Annotated in this window: 17 protein-coding genes; 9 read left to right on the top strand and 8 right to left on the bottom strand. The window is 74.5% G+C overall.

Going from position 1 to position 16,093, the window contains the following annotated elements:
• Positions 1–33 precede the first annotated feature (33 nt).
• A complete protein-coding gene (locus AC07DU_RS11470; protein ID WP_366864050.1) occupies positions 34–438 on the bottom strand; it encodes a hypothetical protein in 405 nt (134 codons plus the stop codon).
• A gap of 119 nt (positions 439–557) precedes the next feature.
• Here AC07DU_RS11470 and AC07DU_RS11465 point away from each other — a divergent pair, with 119 nt between their 5' ends.
• The 5 genes from AC07DU_RS11465 to AC07DU_RS11445 all read left to right on the top strand — a co-directional run bounded on the left by AC07DU_RS11465 (position 558) and on the right by AC07DU_RS11445 (position 5,639).
• The gene (locus tag AC07DU_RS11465; protein ID WP_360889190.1) at positions 558–1,334 is read left to right on the top strand and encodes an MBL fold metallo-hydrolase; all 777 of its coding nucleotides are present in this window, start codon (positions 558–560) and stop codon (positions 1,332–1,334) included.
• Positions 1,331–1,951: a DedA family protein gene (locus tag AC07DU_RS11460; RefSeq protein ID WP_479110848.1), complete on the top strand. Its 621-nt coding sequence runs from the start codon at positions 1,331–1,333 to the stop codon at positions 1,949–1,951. The genes AC07DU_RS11465 and AC07DU_RS11460 overlap by 4 nt, the downstream gene beginning before the upstream one ends.
• A gap of 159 nt (positions 1,952–2,110) precedes the next feature.
• A complete protein-coding gene (locus AC07DU_RS11455) occupies positions 2,111–3,289 on the top strand; it encodes a caspase family protein (protein WP_479110846.1) in 1,179 nt (392 codons plus the stop codon).
• Positions 3,286–4,599, top strand: coding sequence for a hypothetical protein (locus tag AC07DU_RS11450; RefSeq protein WP_479110844.1), 1,314 nt, complete (start codon positions 3,286–3,288; stop codon positions 4,597–4,599). The genes AC07DU_RS11455 and AC07DU_RS11450 overlap by 4 nt, the downstream gene beginning before the upstream one ends.
• A complete protein-coding gene (locus tag AC07DU_RS11445; RefSeq protein ID WP_479027755.1) occupies positions 4,599–5,639 on the top strand; it encodes a ComEC/Rec2 family competence protein in 1,041 nt (346 codons plus the stop codon). The genes AC07DU_RS11450 and AC07DU_RS11445 overlap by 1 nt, the downstream gene beginning before the upstream one ends.
• 52 nt (positions 5,640–5,691) lie before the next feature.
• On the opposite strand, the gene AC07DU_RS11440 is transcribed toward AC07DU_RS11445, so the two are convergent.
• From AC07DU_RS11440 to AC07DU_RS11430, 3 genes are all read right to left on the bottom strand, one after another.
• Positions 5,692–6,774 (bottom strand): MBL fold metallo-hydrolase, encoded by a 1,083-nt coding sequence (locus AC07DU_RS11440; protein WP_479027758.1) that lies wholly within the window; start codon positions 6,772–6,774, stop codon positions 5,692–5,694.
• 72 nt (positions 6,775–6,846) lie between these two features.
• A complete protein-coding gene (locus AC07DU_RS11435) occupies positions 6,847–8,064 on the bottom strand; it encodes an aminotransferase class I/II-fold pyridoxal phosphate-dependent enzyme (protein ID WP_479110842.1) in 1,218 nt (405 codons plus the stop codon).
• A 98-nt stretch (positions 8,065–8,162) separates the two neighbouring features.
• Complete coding sequence (locus AC07DU_RS11430) at positions 8,163–8,735, bottom strand: TIGR03086 family metal-binding protein (protein WP_360889211.1); 573 nt, start codon at positions 8,733–8,735, stop codon at positions 8,163–8,165.
• A 202-nt stretch (positions 8,736–8,937) separates the two neighbouring features.
• On the opposite strand from AC07DU_RS11430, the gene AC07DU_RS11425 reads away from it, so the two are divergent.
• Together AC07DU_RS11425 and AC07DU_RS11420 are read left to right on the top strand one after the other, a co-directional pair.
• Positions 8,938–9,759: a methyltransferase domain-containing protein gene (locus AC07DU_RS11425; protein WP_479110840.1), complete on the top strand. Its 822-nt coding sequence runs from the start codon at positions 8,938–8,940 to the stop codon at positions 9,757–9,759.
• Positions 9,760–9,848: 89 nt separating this feature from the next.
• The gene (locus tag AC07DU_RS11420; protein ID WP_479110838.1) at positions 9,849–10,388 is read left to right on the top strand and encodes an LppU/SCO3897 family protein; all 540 of its coding nucleotides are present in this window, start codon (positions 9,849–9,851) and stop codon (positions 10,386–10,388) included.
• On the opposite strand, the gene AC07DU_RS11415 is transcribed toward AC07DU_RS11420, so the two are convergent.
• Genes AC07DU_RS11415 through AC07DU_RS11400 form a run of 4 tightly spaced genes read right to left on the bottom strand, consistent with a single transcriptional unit; the run spans position 10,378 to position 14,620 of the window.
• On the bottom strand, positions 10,378–12,366 hold the full coding sequence (locus tag AC07DU_RS11415; protein ID WP_479110836.1) for a DUF5107 domain-containing protein: 1,989 nt from the start codon (positions 12,364–12,366) through the stop codon (positions 10,378–10,380). The genes AC07DU_RS11420 and AC07DU_RS11415 overlap by 11 nt on opposite strands.
• Positions 12,367–12,424: 58 nt before the next feature.
• A complete protein-coding gene (locus tag AC07DU_RS11410; RefSeq protein WP_479027776.1) occupies positions 12,425–13,330 on the bottom strand; it encodes an arginase family protein in 906 nt (301 codons plus the stop codon).
• Between the two features lie 25 nt (positions 13,331–13,355).
• Positions 13,356–13,916: a GNAT family N-acetyltransferase gene (locus AC07DU_RS11405; protein ID WP_360889226.1), complete on the bottom strand. Its 561-nt coding sequence runs from the start codon at positions 13,914–13,916 to the stop codon at positions 13,356–13,358.
• Between the two features lie 5 nt (positions 13,917–13,921).
• Entirely contained in the window at positions 13,922–14,620 is a 699-nt protein-coding gene (locus AC07DU_RS11400) for a class I SAM-dependent methyltransferase (RefSeq protein WP_479111144.1), read from the bottom strand.
• A 41-nt stretch (positions 14,621–14,661) separates the two neighbouring features.
• Here AC07DU_RS11400 and AC07DU_RS11395 point away from each other — a divergent pair, with 41 nt between their 5' ends.
• Both AC07DU_RS11395 and AC07DU_RS11390 read left to right on the top strand, forming a co-directional pair.
• The gene (locus tag AC07DU_RS11395) at positions 14,662–15,420 is read left to right on the top strand and encodes a hypothetical protein (protein ID WP_479111142.1); all 759 of its coding nucleotides are present in this window, start codon (positions 14,662–14,664) and stop codon (positions 15,418–15,420) included.
• A 55-nt stretch (positions 15,421–15,475) separates the two neighbouring features.
• The gene (locus AC07DU_RS11390) at positions 15,476–16,066 is read left to right on the top strand and encodes a hypothetical protein (RefSeq protein ID WP_479110834.1); all 591 of its coding nucleotides are present in this window, start codon (positions 15,476–15,478) and stop codon (positions 16,064–16,066) included.
• The last annotated feature ends 27 nt before the right edge of the window (positions 16,067–16,093 follow it).

Raw genomic sequence — 16,093 nt, 5'->3', positions numbered from 1 at the left:
GCAGGGCAGGACCGGCTCAGGGGCGGGATCGGCTCAGGTGCCGTCGTAACCGGCCGTGGGCATGGACAGCCGGCGGTGCACTTCGGCCTTCATCGCGGAGGTGTACCGGGGTTCCTCGCCCCCGGCGGTCTCCAGCGGTACGCCGCGCCGCGCGCACTCCGCGGTGAAGTCCTCGACGGAACGCAGTGCCCGGGCCAGTACCCGCTGGTTGGCGGCGACGAAGAGATCGACCTGCCCGGCGTCGACGTCGGACCACAGTCCGCAGTGGTCGGCGCGCAGCCCGTAGACGAGCAGCTGCCTCGTCACGACGTAGCCCCGGTCGGCGGCCCAGCGCGCGCACATGGCGTGCTGGCTGCGGGTGTCCACGGCGAACGGGTCGGCGTCCAGGTCTTCGAGCGGGGCCAGGCTGGTGATCGCGGCCACGCGCAACTCTTCCATGCCGCCGGACCCTACTCCGATCCGCCGCCCGAGAGGAGGGGGCGGTCCTGGTCGGTTCCCGGCGGATCCTCGGGGCAGCCTCTAGGCTCGTGAAGGAGGGGCGAGGGAGGGAGGCCGGGGTGCCGGTGGAGATCACCTGGTGGGGTCATGCCACGTGCACCGTCGAGGACTCCGGGGTCCGGCTGCTGACGGACCCGCTGTTCGCGCGGCGGCTCGCGCATCTGCGGCGCCGGCGTGGCGCGGTGCCCCCGCCCGAGGCCGCGGTGGCGGACGTCGTACTGGTGTCGCACCTGCACGCCGACCACTTGCACCTGCCCTCGCTGGCGCGGCTCGCGCCCGGCACCCGGCTGCTCGTGCCGCGCGGGGCGCGCCGGGCGGTGCCGGGGCTGGCGCGGGTCGCCGGGCTGCGGGGGCTGGCGGTGACGGAGGTGGCCCCGGGCGCGGAGGTCGACGTAGCGGACGGCGTACGGGTACGGGCGGTCAGCGCGCGCCACGACGGGCGGCGGATGCCGTTCGGTCCGCAGCGGGCGCCGGCGCTCGGGTACGTCGTCCAGGGCGCGGCCCGGACCTACTTCGCCGGGGACACCGGGCTGTTCGCGTCGATGGCCGAGGAGGTCGGGCCGGTGGACGTGGCCCTGCTGCCGGTCGGCGGGTGGGGCCCGTACCTCGGGCCGGGGCACCTGGACGCGGGACGGGCGGCGCAGGCCCTGGCCCGGCTCGCGCCCGCGGCGGCGGTGCCGGTGCACTACGGGACGTACTGGCCCGTCGGGATGGACGCGGTGCGGCCGCATGAATTCCACTCCCCGGGCGAGGAGTTCGAGCGGCGCGCGCGGCTGCTGGCGCCGAAGGTCACCGTACGGGTGCCGGAGCACGGAGCGCGGGTGCGGCTGCCGTGACGTGGCGTGACCTCGCGACCGCGGCCGGCCAGGTGCCGGCGGAGTCCACCCAGCAGGCCGTGGGATACCCGGCGTTGTTCGTGCTGGTGGCGCTGGGTGCGCTCGTTCCGGTGATTCCGACGGGGGCGCTGGTGAGCTCGGCGGCCGTGGTGGCGTTCCATCAGCAGTCGGCGCCGTTCGGGGTGTTGCTGGTGTTCGGGGTGGCCGCACTGGCGGCCTTCACCGGGGACCTGGCGCTGTACTGGCTGGGGCGGCGCGGGGTGCGCTCGCGGGGTGGTTCGCGGTGGCTGGAGGCGCTGCGCGGCCGGGCCACGCCCGAGCGGCTGGCGCAGGCGCAGGCGCGGCTGGACGAGCACGGGGTGCTGGTCCTGGTGCTCTCGCGGCTGGTGCCGGCGGGCCGGATCCCGGTGATGCTGGCCTGTCTCCTGGCCGAGCTGCCGGTGCGCCGTTTCGCCCGCGGCGACGCTCCGGCGTGTCTGGCCTGGGCGGCGACGTACGGCCTGATCGGCATCCTGGGCGGCTCCCTCTTCTCGGAGCCGTGGAAGGGCGTGGCCCTGGCGGTCGGCCTGGCCCTCCTGATCAGCGCGGGCCCGGCGCTCTGGCGCCGCCTGCGGTGAAGTGGAGGGGGACGGGCCCCGGTTGATCGCGCCCGCAGGGCCCCCCGGGCCGGGAGCGGCCGGGCGGCGGCGGCGCTTCCGAGGGACACATGCCGCATGCATTCCTATAATGGGAGCAAACCCTCCCACCGGCCTTCCGGTGCGGCACGCGGAGGTCCCATGGCCGCCTTCACCGTTCACATGGACGAGAACACGGGGCCCGCGGTCACGCACGCGCTCGTCATCGGGGTGGGACGGTACGCGCACCTGGCCGGCGGGACGGCGCCCACGACCCATCCCGGCGCCAAGGGCCTGCGGCAGCTGTCGTCGCCGCCCCGCTCGGCGCGTGCGTTCGCCACCTGGATGATCGACCAGTACCACGACCCGGCGAGGCCGCTGGGGAGCCTGGCCCTGCTGCTGAGCGAGGAGAGCCCCGCACCCTTCGTCCACCCGCACACGCACGCCGAGCAGTTCGCGCAGCCGGCGACCATCGACAACATCGTGGCCGCGGTCAAGGAGTGGAAGGACCGCGGCGACCACGACGAGGCCCGGCTGGTCTTCTACTTCTGCGGCCACGGCGTCTCGCTGGGCCTGGACACCTCCCTGCTGGCGGCGGACGTCTTCGCCGACGAGGACAGCCCGCTGAACGGCGCACTGAACTTCGAAGCGCTCAGGAGAGGGCTCAACCGCTGCCGGGCCGGCCAGCAGGTCTTCTTCGTCGACTCCTGCCGCTCCGGCTCCGACACGCTGCTGAGCCAGGTGGGGACGGACATGGTCGGACGGGTCCCGGTGTCCGGGAACATCCGGCCGGAGGGCTTCGTGCCGCGGGAACACGCCGTCCTGTACGCGACCCTGGACGGTGAGGAGTCCTTCGCCCGCGCCGGCCGGCTCAGCCTGTTCACCGACGCGCTGCTGCGCAGCTTCGACGGCTCCGCGAGCGAGAACACCGAGGGCCAGGTGTGGCGGGTGACCACCGGCACCCTGATCCACGCGGTCTTCCGCTTCATGGCGGAGCGTCCCTTCGCGGGCAGCCTCGCGAAGGCCCAGGTACCGGTGAGCTCCGAGTCGGTCGACTTCGGCTTCCACGAGCTGAGGGGTGACCCGGTCGTCCCCGTGTACATCGGCTGCAAGGATCCCGAGGACAACGCGCGCGCCGAGTTCGTCTGCCGCCATCCCCAGCAGGAGGAACGGCGCCGCCCGCCGCCCCCCGCCGGCGAGGAGCCCGACCTCGGCGAGTGGGCCCTCTTCCTGCCGTTCGGACGCTACGAGGTCGAGGCCGTCCTCGGGCCGGAAGACGTGCGCAGGCAGGAACTGGACGCCCGCCCGCCGATGTTCCGCGTCGGACTGGCCCGGCCATGAGCACCGGCGCCACCCTCGCCGTCCGGCTCTTCCTCTCCTCCGCCGCCGGGGAAGCCGACGACGCGGTCATCGTCGGGGACATCCGCCCCGCCGGCCTCGACGGCACGGAGCAGCACGACATCCTGATCCCCTGCGGGAGTTCACCCGAGCCCACCTCGTACGCGGTGACGCCCGGGCGCTATCTCGTGACGGCGACCCTGCCGTCCGGACTGGTGCTGACGGAGAACGTCACGGCCGTGGCAGGCCGGCGGACCTCGGTGGACTTCGTGATGACGGACTCTCCGTACGAGACGCACTCCTGGCAGTACCTCATGGGCAACATCGAGCCCGGCCGGGTCTACCACGGACCCACCCCGATTCCGCTCGCCGAGTCGGTCGCCTCGCGGTCGATGGTGGCCGCCGCCGCCGGGCCGGACGGTGTCGTCCCGGACACGGCCGTCGACCTGGCCGCGCTCGCCACCTGGATCGGTGACGCCGAGCCCGCGAGCTGCTCCTTCGCCTCGGTGCTGGCCCTGCGGCAGCAGCCGACGGGGCTCGGGGTCGTCCAAGCCCTCGCCCGGGGCGAACCGCAGGCCCTGCCGGCGCCCGACGTGCGCGGCGGGGCGCTCGCGCCGCTCTACCGGTTCGGCCCGCACGGCCCCCTCCACGCCCCCGGTGGGCCCGTAGGCGAGCGGCAGTTCCTGGTCGTGGAGGCCGCCGGATCCCTGCGCCTGGTCACGCTGCCCCTGCCCTGGGGCGCCGCCGAGGTCGAGGTCCTCGTCAATCTGCGCCAGAGCCCGACCGGCAGCGCCGTCGCCGTGACCGTGCGCGACCCCGTGGCCGGCGCCGGGCTCGCGTACATGTCCCAGGGCGCCCTGGACAGCGCGGCCCGGCTCTTCTCCGGCCTCAGGGCCGACATCGAGGAGATGCCCGGCGCCGCGCCCACCCACCCGCTCGCGACGGCGGCCGCCTGCTACGTCCTGCTCGGCACGGACCGCTCGCCGGGCCAGACGTACTGGGACGCGTGGCTGGAGGCCCTGGCCGAGGGCTTCCCCCGGCTCAGCGACGGGGCGATCCTGCGGGCGGTGCGGACGCTGCGCCGGGCCTCGGCCCCGCCGCAGCTGCGAGAGGCCCGCGACCGGCTGATCGAGGCCTTCGGGCGCGGCGTGCCCGTCTACACCCTCGGGCTCGCCTGGCTCGTCGACGGGCTGTCCGCCTTCCCCGACGACCCCGAGTGCCGGCGCCGGCTCGACGAGGTGCGCCGGCTGTCCTGGCTGGCCGACATGCGCGAGCCGTTCCTGATTCTCGACCTGAGGCAAGGGAGTACGTGATGATCCGGCTCAGGATGCTGCCCGCCGAGGACGGCGACTGCCTGCTCCTCGAATACGGCAACGAGGAGTTCGTCCGGAGGATCCTCGTCGACGGCGGACGGAGGGGGACCTACAAGCGGATCAAGCCGCTGCTCGCCGGACTCGACGGCCGGATCGACGTGTTCGTGGTGACCCATGTCGACCAGGACCACATCCTCGGTGCGCTCGCGCTGCTCGAAGACCGGGATCGCACGGTGGAGTTCGGGGACGTGTGGTTCAACGGCTTCGACCACCTCCACGACCGCGAGGTGCTCGGCCCGCCGGAGGGGGAACGGCTCACCACCGCGCTCATCACCCAGGACCTGCCCTGGAACAAGGCCTTCGACGGCCGCAGCATCGAAGTGGACCATCCACTGACCTGGTTCGACGACGGGTCCACGATGGAGGTACTGGCGCCGGACCGCCACCTGCTGGAGTCGCTGATCACCACGTGGCGCAAGAAGGCCGAGGAAGCCGGGCTGATCCCGGGCATCGACCCCATGGAGCGGGAGCCGGTGGGCACGATCGAGCACTTCGGCACGGTCGACGTCGACGCGCTGGCCGCACAGCCATTCAAGAAGGACGGTTCCCCGACCAACCCGACCAGCATCGGCCTGCTGTTCGAGTTCGAGGGGACCCGCATCGTCCTCACCGGCGACGCCGACGACCCGCGCCTGGTGGCCTCGATCCGGCCGCGCGCCGAGGCGGAGGACGGACGGCTGCGGATCGACGCCCTCAAGGTCGCCCACCACGGCAGCGCCAAGAACCTGTCGAACGACCTCCTGCGTCTGCTCGACTGCGGACGCTATCTGATCTCCACCAACGGCCAGGTCCACGGCCACCCCGACGACATCGCCATCGCCCGGATCCTCAAGAACGGCGGGGACACCAAGGAGCTCGTCTTCAACTACCGCGAGCGCGCGGAGGTCTGGGAGGACGAGGGCCTGCAGGAACAGTTCGGGTACAGCGTGGTGAAGCCGCAGTCGCAGGCGGAGGACGGATTCGTCACCGTGGAGTTCTGAAGGACCCCGGCTGCTCCCGCTCAGGCGCTCAGGCGCTCAGGCGCTCAGGCGCTCAGGTCAGCGTCCGCGAGGCCCCGACCGGGAGGTCCCAGAGGTCCTCCCGGGGCAGCCCCGCGCGCGACCAGGCGGCCCGGACCCGGTGCAGGGGCTCCATGACCGGTTCGGCGGACAGCACGAAGGTGGCCCAGTGCATGGGGGCCATCCGGCGGGCCCCGAGGTCCAGACAGGCCCGGACGGCTTCCTCCGGATCGGCGTGGACGTCGCTGAGCCACCAGCGCGGGGCGTAGGCCCCGATCGGCAGGAGGGCGAGGTCGATGCCCGGGTGGCGGGCCCCGATCTCCGCGAACCAGTGTCCGTAGCCGGTGTCGCCCGCGAAGTAGACCTTCCGCGGGGTAGCGCTCAGGGTGTCGGTGAGGATCCAGCCGCCCCACAGGGACCGGCAGGTGTCGATCAGGGACCGCTTCGACCAGTGGTGGGCCGGGACGAACTCGAACCGTACGCCGCCCAGTTCGGCCGACTCCCACCAGTCGAGGTCGGTGACCGCGGTGAAGCCGCGGCGGCGGAACCAGCCGGCGAGCCCGGCCGGGACGAAGAGGGGCGTGTGCCGCGGCAGCCGCTTGATGGTGGGGGCGTCGAGGTGGTCGTAGTGGTTGTGGCTGATCACGACCGCGTCCACCGGCGGCAGGTCCTCCCAGCGGACCCCGACGGGCGTCATCCGGCTCGGGGTGCCGAGGATCCGCCGGGACCAGACGGGGTCGGTCAGTACGGTCAGCCCGCCGGTCCGCAGCACCCAACTGGCGTGGCCGGCCCAGGTGACGCAGACGCTGCCGGGGGCGGCGGCCGGCAGCGGGCCCGGCTCGTACGGCAGGTCGGGGATGCCGCGCAGGCCTTCGGGTCCGGGCCGGAAGGCGCCCTCACGGGCGAGCCGGGCGAAGGAGCGGACGCCGGGCAGCGGGGTGGTCAGCCGGTCGGCGAAGGAGCCGGGCCAGCGCCGGTGCGCGCCGAGCGGGCGCGGGGCGGACGGCCCCTCGGGCTGCCGCGCCGAGGGAGATGACGAGGGCGCGGGACGGCGGTCACCGGCGGGCCGTACGGGCGCCGTCGGGGCGGGGGCTGGGGCGTCCGTCCGGTCCCTCATCGGGAGTTCTCCTTTCAGCGGGGGCGGTCGGGTCGGAGGTGGCGAAGGCCGGGCCGGTCGGCGGGCCGCCGGTCAGGCCAGCCCGGTCAGGATCGATCCGAGGTGCTCCAGGGCGCCGCGTACGTGCGGGAGCGCGAGCGGATCCCGGGCGGTGAGCGCGGCCAGCCGCTCCTGCGGGGTGGCGCCCAGCAGCGGCCCGGTGGACAACCGCACGCGCAGCGCGCCCAGTTCGTCCGCGAAGCGCTGCCCGCCGGGCGTGGGCGCGCCCAGCCGGGGGCCGAGCCAGTCCTCCAGTTCCATGGCGTCGCCCACCCCGTGCCGGGCGAGTCCGGCGCGCAGCGGGGAGAGGTCGGCGTAGAGGTGCCGGCCGGCCTGCGGCGGCCGGGCCATGGCTCCGGCCGCGAGGAGTTCGTGGTGTGCGGCGGCGGCCACCACGCCGTGCAGGGAGGCGGCGGCGGATGCGCGGGCGGCGACGGCGTCGGGCTCGTCCAGGGCGTGCGCGGCGGCCGCGGCGACGGGTCCGGCGACCATCGCCCCGGTGGCGGTGAGCACGTCGAGGGTGCGGGCCCGCAGCCAGGTCCCGCGGGCGGTGTCGGGGAAGCGGACCACGGCGGCGGGCCACCCGGCGGGCAGCAGTGCGCCGGACAGGTCGACGAGGACGGCCACTTCTTCGGGGAGCATCTCGGCCGGGCTCAAGACCAGGGTGTCGTGCGGCCGGTGGACGGTGTCGCGCCACGTCTCGTCGCTGACCACGAACAGCCCGGCCGACCCGGCGGCCTCGCAGGCCTCGCGCAGCAGCTCCGGCGGCGGCACGGTCGCGGTCGGGTCGTCGGCGACGGACAGCAGCAGCACCCGGGGGTCGCCGCCCTCGGCGCGCACCCGCCGTACGGTCTCCAGCAGCGCGTAGGGGTCCGGTACGCCGCCGCACTCGGCCGGGGTCGGCACGTGGTAGGCGCGCTGTCCCAGCAGCCGGACCTGCGGCGTCCACCAGGCGGGACAGGGCCTCGGCAGCATCACGTCGCCCCCGTAGGCGCCCAGCAGGGCGAGGAGCAGCGCGGGGGCTCCGGGGCCGGCGGCCACGCTCGCGGGGGAGGTGTCGAGCCCGCGCCGCCCCCAGTGGCGGCAGGCGGCCTCGCGGACGGGCTCCCCGCCGCCCGCGGGTTCGGCGGCCGAGCGCCCCGCGCCGGCGGCGAGTACGGAGACCAGCTCGGGCAGGACGGGCAGGCCCGGCTGCGGTGCGGGTGGGCCGTACCGGACCGGACCTCGGCCTTCGGCCGCCGTGCGCTGCATCCCCGCCACCGTGTCCCCTTCCCCGCGACCTCACCCGACGTTGCCTTTTATACGATTATTGAGCCCGATATGCCCGTTATCCAGCGGAGGCAGCCCGGTCAGCCCCGCCTGCCCAGCAGCGCGAGGAGCCTGGTCTGCGCGTCGGCGCCCGCCGGGACCTCCAGCGGCTCGGCGTAGGCACCACTGGCCGCGAGCGAGTCGGCGTACGGCATGACCTCCTTGATGGAGAACTCGACGAGGCCGTCGGGCAGCCGGTCATCGGCCCCGATGCCCCGCGCGAGGTCCCAGGCGTGCACGACGCAGTCGGCCGTCAGCTCCGAGCAGTACGCCCTCCCGAGCGCGGGCCCGTAGGACAGCCGCACGGTCCGTTCCAGCGCGCCGGGCTCGGCGAAGGCGGCGTGCGCCGCGGCCGCGGCCGCGTCCCAGGCGGCGGCCGGGTCGTCACCCAGCACGTCCCCGGAGAACGCGTCGCCGACCTCCTCGACGGTGCGGCCCTCGGTGACCAGCGGCGGGATCCACAGCTGCTCCCCGGTGACGTGACGGACCAGATCCCGTACGTTCCACTCCGCGCACGGGGTCGGCGCGTCCCACTGATCGTCCTTGACGGCGCGCACGTACTCGCCGAAGAGCCGCAGCGCCTCGGCATGCCGTTCGAGCAGCGCCTCCGGCATGGCCCTCACCGTCCCTCGCCGTGGGGTGTTCCCCCTGCTGCCACTCTCCTCGCACCCGCGTCCCCCTGCCACCGACCCTGCCACCAGCCCCGCCAACTCCCTTGGCCCACAAGGCGAGTGTCCACATATCAAAACGCCTGTCTCGTATGACGAGCTGATCGCTTACGGTGGGACCAACGCTTCGACGAGGAGGGGCCCGACCATGAACGCCGCCAAGGAGACCGCCGTCTACACCCACGGCCACCACGAATCGGTACTGCGCTCGCACCGCTGGCGCACCGCCGAGAACTCGGCCGCGTACCTGATCGGCGCACTGCGCCCGGGGATGTCGGTACTGGACGTCGGCTGCGGCCCGGGCACGATCACCGCCGACCTGGCGGAGCTGGTCGCGCCCGGCGGGCACGTCACGGCGGTCGACGCGGCGCAGGACGTCGTGGAGCAGGCCCGTGCGCACGCGGCGGAACGCGGCCTGAGCGCGGCCATCACCTTCCGCACCGCGGACGTCCACGCGCTGGACTTCCCCGACGACTCCTTCGACGTGGTCCACGCCCATCAGGTCCTGCAGCACGTCGGCGGCCCCGTACGGGCACTGCGCGAGATGCGGCGGGTGTGCCGCCCGGGCGGGATCGTGGCCGCGCGCGACGCCGACTACGCGGCGATGACCTGGTACCCGCCCTCACCGGGCCTGGACGACTGGCTGGACCTGTACCGGCGGGTCGCCCGCGCCAACGGCGGCGAACCGGACGCGGGCCGCCGACTGCGGTCCTGGGCGCGGGCCGCCGGCTTCACGGACGTGACCTGCTCCGCCACGTCCTGGTGCTTCTCCACCCCGGAGGAGATCGCCTGGTGGTCAGGCCTGTGGGCGGACCGTACGGGGGCCTCCGCCTACGCGGCCGTCGCCACCGGCGGCGGCCACGCGACGGCCGGGGACCTGGCCGCCGTCGCCGAGGCCTGGCACGCCTGGGGCGCGGAGCCCGACGCCTGGTTCTCGGTCCTGAACGCCGAGGTCCTGTGCCGGGCCTGACTCCGGGCAGCCGCCGTGCGGGGACGATCACCGCTTGATATAGCGTGCACGCGTCAATCTTTACCGCACGCTTACTGGGGGAACGCCCTATGACCCACCCACCGCAGCAGGGCCCCGGCCCCTACGGCCAGTCCGGCCCGTACGGCCAGCAGCCGCCGCAGGGATACCCGCCCCAGCCGGGGTACGGGCAGCCGCAGCAGCAGGCTCAGCCGCCGTACGGCGCCGGGCCGCAGCCGCAGACGTACCCGCCCCAGCAGCAGTGGTCCGCCCCGCCTGCGCCGCCGGCCCGGAGCGGAGGCCTGGGCGTCATGAAGATCCTCAAGATCATCGGCGTCGTGATCGCCCTCGTCGTCGTCGCGGTGGGTTACTTCCTGAGCCGCGACGACGCGGACCAGGCCAAGGTCGGCGACTGCCTCAAGAACAACGGCACCACGGTCTCCCCCGACCTCCAGGTCGTCACGTGCGGCGGCACCGACGCCGAGTACAAGGTGGTCCAGGTGCACAAGGACACGCTGGACACCTCCAAGTGCCAGGGCACGGCGGACATCGGCTACCAGGAGCAGAGCGGCGGGTCGCGGCGCCGGTCCGGCAACCAGTTCGTGCTCTGCATCGACAAGATCAAGAAGTAGGCGGGCGCATGCGGAAGTCGTAGCGCGGCGGCAGCGGGCGGTCGGTGAGGGCGGACCAGACCTCGGACAGGACCTCCTCACCCTCCCTCAGGTCCGCGAGTTCGAAGCCGTCCTCGAAGACCCGCCGGGCGGCGGCCACATGGCCCTCCGCCGCCAGCAACCGCGCCGCCAGCAGCCGCATACGGCCCCCTTCGCGCAGGGCGGGCCGCAGCCGGTCCCAGACGGCGCGGGCCTCCGGCAGCCGGCCGGCGGCGAGGAGGGCCGCCATCGCCTCCTGGCCGAGCGCCGACTCCGCGGCCGTCCACAGTTCGCCGCCCCGGCTCTCACCCGCCAGGTCCTCGAAGGCCGCCGCGTATCCGTCGGCCGCCCGCGCCGGATCACCGGCCAGGGCGTCCGCCACCGCCAGGCAGCGCAGCAGCGGCCAGCGCGAAGGGGCCAGCGCCAGCCCGCGCTCCCAGCTGCGCACCGCCTGGGCCACGTCGCCGGCGTGCCACTGCGCGACCCCCAGGTGGTACTCGGTCAACGGATCCGCCGGGGCGGTCTCCAGCATGTCCCGCCAGTGCGCGGCGACCAGGCTCGGGCCCGGCGGGGTCGCCCGGCGGGGGGCGGGGAAGACGCCCGTGCGCCACAGCTCCAGCCACGGTTCCTGCTCCTCGCCGAGCGCGGACTCCTCGAAGGGCGTGCCCGGCAGCTCGAACCCCCCGCACAGCACCTCCAGCGCGCCCCAGCCCGAGCCCGCCGCCAGCCGCTCCCCCGGCTCCGCGTCGGCCGCGCCGGCGCGCCACGCCGCGTACGCCGCCTCCACCCGGTCGGCCGGGAGCGCCCGCGCCAGGGCGTCCTGCGCCGCGGCCCGGGCCGCGGCCCAGTCCTCGCCGTGTACCGCGGCGGGCTCCGCGGCCAGCGGCCCGTACGCCTCCAGCCAGCTGAACTCCGCCCCGCCCTCCAGCCGTACGTGCTCCAGCTGGGTCGTGGCCAGGCCCGCCTGGATCTCCGCGTAGCCGCCCGTGCCCGGCTCGGTCAGCCACTCCTGCCAGCGCCGGCCGCCACCGCCCGCGCCCCACACGAACAGCTTGCGCCCGCTCAGCCGCCCGGTGGAGGTCTGCACGAGCCCCCGCCCCTCCGCGTCCAGCGAGGCGATCCAGGGCCGGGCCACGCCCTGGACCTCGTAGAAGAAGTCGGCCGGATACTCGCTGCGCAGGGGGTACGTACGGTCCGCGCCCTCCCACTGCGGTACGGGGACGCGGCGCAGCGCGCGCTCGTACCCGAAGTGCCAGGCCTGGTCCGCCGGGGCGAGCACGCGCGTGCCCGCGTCCTCCGGGACGGCGGCGTTGGACCACCAGTACACGGGCGCGGGCCGCTCGTGCGGGTTGCGCACGCGGACGCCGACGTAGAGGAACTCCGAGTCCTCGGGCAGCCACAGGTCCACCTGGAAGGGCAGGTCGCGCAGCCGTTCCCATTCCCACAGCCGGACCATCACCCCGCCGTCCGGTGCGGGGACGAGCGCGGCGTGCAACGGGGCGCAGGACAAGGTGGTGTGACCGGTCGCGCCCGTGTTCCATTCGATGCCGCCGGAGAACCAAGCCCCGTTCAGGGCGAAGTTGGCGGGCTGGAACACCGGATTGCGGTAGAGGAGTTCCCGCCCGGTCGGCAGGTGCACGAGTGAGTGGACGCGCCCGCCGAGCCCCGGCAGCACGGTGACCCGCAGGTGCTCGTTCTCGATGACGATCGACGCGAACTCCTGCTCCGAGCGCTCCCGCCGGTACCCGTCGCGGATCCGGACGGGCAGCAGCGAGCGCAGCGGCTCGTAGCCGATCTGGCGCGCCATGCCGCGCGGCACGCCGTCGCGGGAGCGCTCGTCCGGATCCCCCGGCCCGACGGCGTGTACGCCGTCGGGCGCGCGCAGGGCGGGCAGCGGGTTCTCGGAGCCCAACCGGGCGGCGGGAAGGGTCAGTACGGCGCGGCGGACGGTGGTGGCCATGAGGAAAGGGAACACGCCCCGGCGGTCTCTGCACAGGGGTTCGGCGGATCACCACCGGTCAGGATGACGCGAAGGCCCCCGCCACCAGGTCGGAGAGCAGGGCGCCCGCACGCCCGTCCGGGTCCAGGTCCGGGTCGTAGATCGTGACGTTCATCCCGACACAGCGCGGGGAACTCACCAACACCCCGAGCAGTTCGGCGAGTTCGTCGGGGACCAGGCCGCCGGGGTCGGGGCTGTCCACGGCCGGCATGACGCTCGGGTCCAGTACGTCGGCGTCCAGGTGCACCCAGAATCCCGCGGTGGCCGGCGGGTGCAGCCCGTCCAGTGCCAGCCGCGCCACCGGCCCGGCGCCGCGGTCGCGGATCCCGCCGACGGTGGCCGTGAAGATCCCGGCCGCGCGCAGCTCCGGGAGGTCCGGATCACCGTCCCGCACCCCGAAGAGCCGTACGTCCTCGTCGCGCAGGTACGGCGAGAGGCCCTCCAGGTCGGCGAGTTCGGGCTGGCCGCGCCCGGTGGAAAGGGCGAGCTCCTCACCCCCGGCGGCGCCGACGGGCCCGTTCACGGCTTCGTTGCCGGGGTGGCGGAAGTCCGCGGAGCCGTCGATCGCGGCGAGCCCGTACCGCCCGAGCCGGCGCATGGCGAGGGTGGCGCCGAGCTGGATCGAGCAGTCCCCGCCGAGCACGACGGGGAACTCCCCTGCTCTCAGGTGCCGTTCGATCCGGTCGGCGAGGGTGACGGTGTACGCGGCGATGGCGTCGGCGTGGAACACGCCGTCGCCCTCCTTCCAGTCGCCGCGGTCATAGCGCGGCGGGACCACCACCCCGCCCTCGCGCGCGCCGAGCCGGGCCAGCAGGCCCTGCTCGCGCAGGGCCCCGGCGAGCTTGTAGACGCCGGGTACGGTACCGGGCGCGGGCGGACGCAGGCCGAGGTTGGACGGGGCGTCGAGCAGTACGAGGCTTCGCATGCTCCCATCCTGTTCCACTCGCCTGCTAGGCGCGCGGCATTTCGGCCGTGATCGCCCACCGTTCGTGGTCGCGCCAGGCGCCGTCGACGTGGAGGAAGTCCGGGGAGAGGCCCTCCCGGCGGAAGCCCGAGCCGCGGACCAGCGCGATCGAAGCGGCGTTGGCGGGCTGGATGTTGGCCTCCAGGCGGTGCAGCGCGAGGCCGCCCGCCGCGGCCGGGGCGAAGGCGTGGGCGAGGACGAGCCCGAGCGCTTCGCGCATCAGTCCGCGCCCGGCGGCGTGCGCGAAGGCGCCGTAGCCGAGGGCTCCGCACTGGAAGGCGCCGCGCACGATGTTGTTGATGTTGACGAACCCGGCCAGGGCCCCGGTCCCGCGTTCGCACACGAGGAACCCGGCCCGGGCGTCCCCCTCGGCGAGCCGGGCCGCGTAGGGCTCGTACTCCTCGATGGTGGCGGGCGGGGAGAGCCAGGGGTGGTGCAGGCGCCGGCTCTCGCGCACGCGCGCGGTGAACTCGGGCCCGTCGGCGAGCCGGAAGGGCCGCAGGCCCACCCGCTCGCCCTGGCGCAGGTAGTTCGAAGATGTCGTCACGGCTCTCAGGGCTCCGGGCTCTGGTCGACGGGGGCCGTCGGGTGCGGGAGGCGGGCCAGTACGTGAGCGTCGAGGAAGCCCCGCTCGGAGGCCGGGTCGTGGAGCAGCCGGGCGAAGGGGACGAGCCCGGCCCCGGTCAGCAGCGCGGCGAACCGGTCCACCGGCCAGCTGTAGGCGGGCGTCACCTTGTGGTCGAAGCGGACCGGCTCCGGTCCCTCGGTGGCGAAGAACGAGACCAGGAGCAGGCCCCCCGGTGCCAGGACGCGCACCTGCTCGGCGAGGAGCGCGGGCAGTTCCGCGGGCGGGGTGTGGATCATCGAGTAGTGGGCCAGTACGCCGCCGAGCGCGCGGTCCCCGACCGGCAGGGCCTCCATCCGCGCCTCCTCGAACCGCAGCGCCGGATGGGCCCGCCGGGCGTGGCCGATCATGCCCGGGGAGAGGTCGAGCCCGAAGGCGTCCAGCCCGGACTCGCCCAGCAGGGCGGTCAGATGCCCGGGCCCGCACCCGACGTCGGCTGCCCGCCGGTTCCCCGTCCCGCGCACCAGCTCGGCGAACGTGGCGATCATGGCCCGCGCGAACGGCTGGGTCTCCAGCCGGTCGGCGAACAACGACGCGTACAGCTCGACGACCCCGTCGTAGGCCGCCCTGGTCTCCTCCTGGTGCTCGCTCACGGGAGGGAAGCTAACATCCGCGCACCGTCTCATGATCACGGGACGGGCCGGGGCTGTGGCATCATCCTGTGGTGATCACGGACGGGACGAACACGGCGCTGCTCACGGCTGCACTGAACAACGCCGCATGGTGCGACGCGGTGTGCTCCGCGCACGGCCTGTCGCCGCACTACGACGGCCGGCGGCTGTGGCTCAGTGCGCACAGGACCCCGCCGCTGTATCCCGACGCGGTGACCCTGGACGCGTCCGTGGCGGCGCCGCGCGTGCTCCGGGGGATCGACACCGACAGCCCCGGCTGCTCGGTGAAGGACAGCTTCGCCACCCTGGACCTGACCGGGGACGGCTTCGAGGTGCTCTTCGACGCCCAGTGGATCCACCGCCCGGCCGGAACCCCGGTTCCGCGGGCGGCCTTCCGCGGCCTGGAGTGGACGCGGGTGGCCACCGCGGGCGAGCTGGAGGCCTGGGAGGCCGCCTGGGACGGCGAGGGGAGCACCGGGCTGTTCCGCCCGGCCCTCCTCACCGAGGACATCGCCTTCCTGGCGGGTCGCCGCGACGGCCGCATCGTCGCCGGGGCCGTCGCGAACCGGGCCTCGGGAGTCGTCGGCGTCTCCAACCTGTTCGCCCGGGCCGAGGCCTCCGCCGCGGACACGGACGCGGCCTGGGCCGGCGTCCTCGCCGAGGTGGGCGCCCGCTGGCCGGACCTGGACGTGGTCGGCTACGAGTCCGGGGACGACCTGGCCACGGCGCTCCGGCACGGCTTCACCCCGATCGGCCCGCTGCGGGTCTGGCTGCGCACCAGCGAGCGGACGCCTCACCTGCACAGCCGGGGATGACGAGCCCGACCCGACAAGGTTTTGGCGTGTGATCGACTTCAACGAGACTGTGCGCGTGACATCGAATCAGACAGGTCGGCTCATCGGCGCCGCATTCGGACTCGTCTTCGTCCTGGTCAACGCCGGCGCCCTCTCCCCGGCCCTCGCCGTTGCCCTGCGCGTCCTCGCGATCGCCTCGTTCATCGCGTTGTTCATCGCCCTGCGCAGGGCCCGCGTGCCCGCGGCCGCCACCGACCGCGCCGAGGACACCGACGGCACCGACGGCACCGACCACGCCGACGGCACCGCCCCGAGGGCCTTCGACCGGGGCTACCGCCTCGTGGTGGCCGCCGAGGTGCTCGCCGCGCTAGCCGGCGTGCTGGTCGTCAACCACCTGCTGCACGCCCCGCAGGCCACGGGTGCCTGGATCACTTTCGTCGTCGGCCTGCACTTCTTCGGCCTGGCGGCCGTCTGGCGCATGCCGTCCCTCCGGCTGCTGGCGGCCGCGATGTCCGCCTGCGGCGCCGCCGGTCTGGTCCTGGCCGCCTGCGGCTCCTCCCCCGCCGTCATCGCGGCGGTCGCGGGCATCGCTCCGGGCGCCCTTCTGCTCGCGTCGGTCTGGTGGAGCCTGCGCACCGGTCCCGAGCGCGTCGCCGCGGCCGGCTGAGCCGCGGCTCCGCTGCGGGCGCCGCCC

Source organism: Streptomyces sp. NPDC045695 (genome assembly GCF_056432025.1).
The sequence above is the reverse complement of the archived record's forward strand: the minus strand, read 5'-3'. Positions and strand labels throughout refer to the sequence as shown.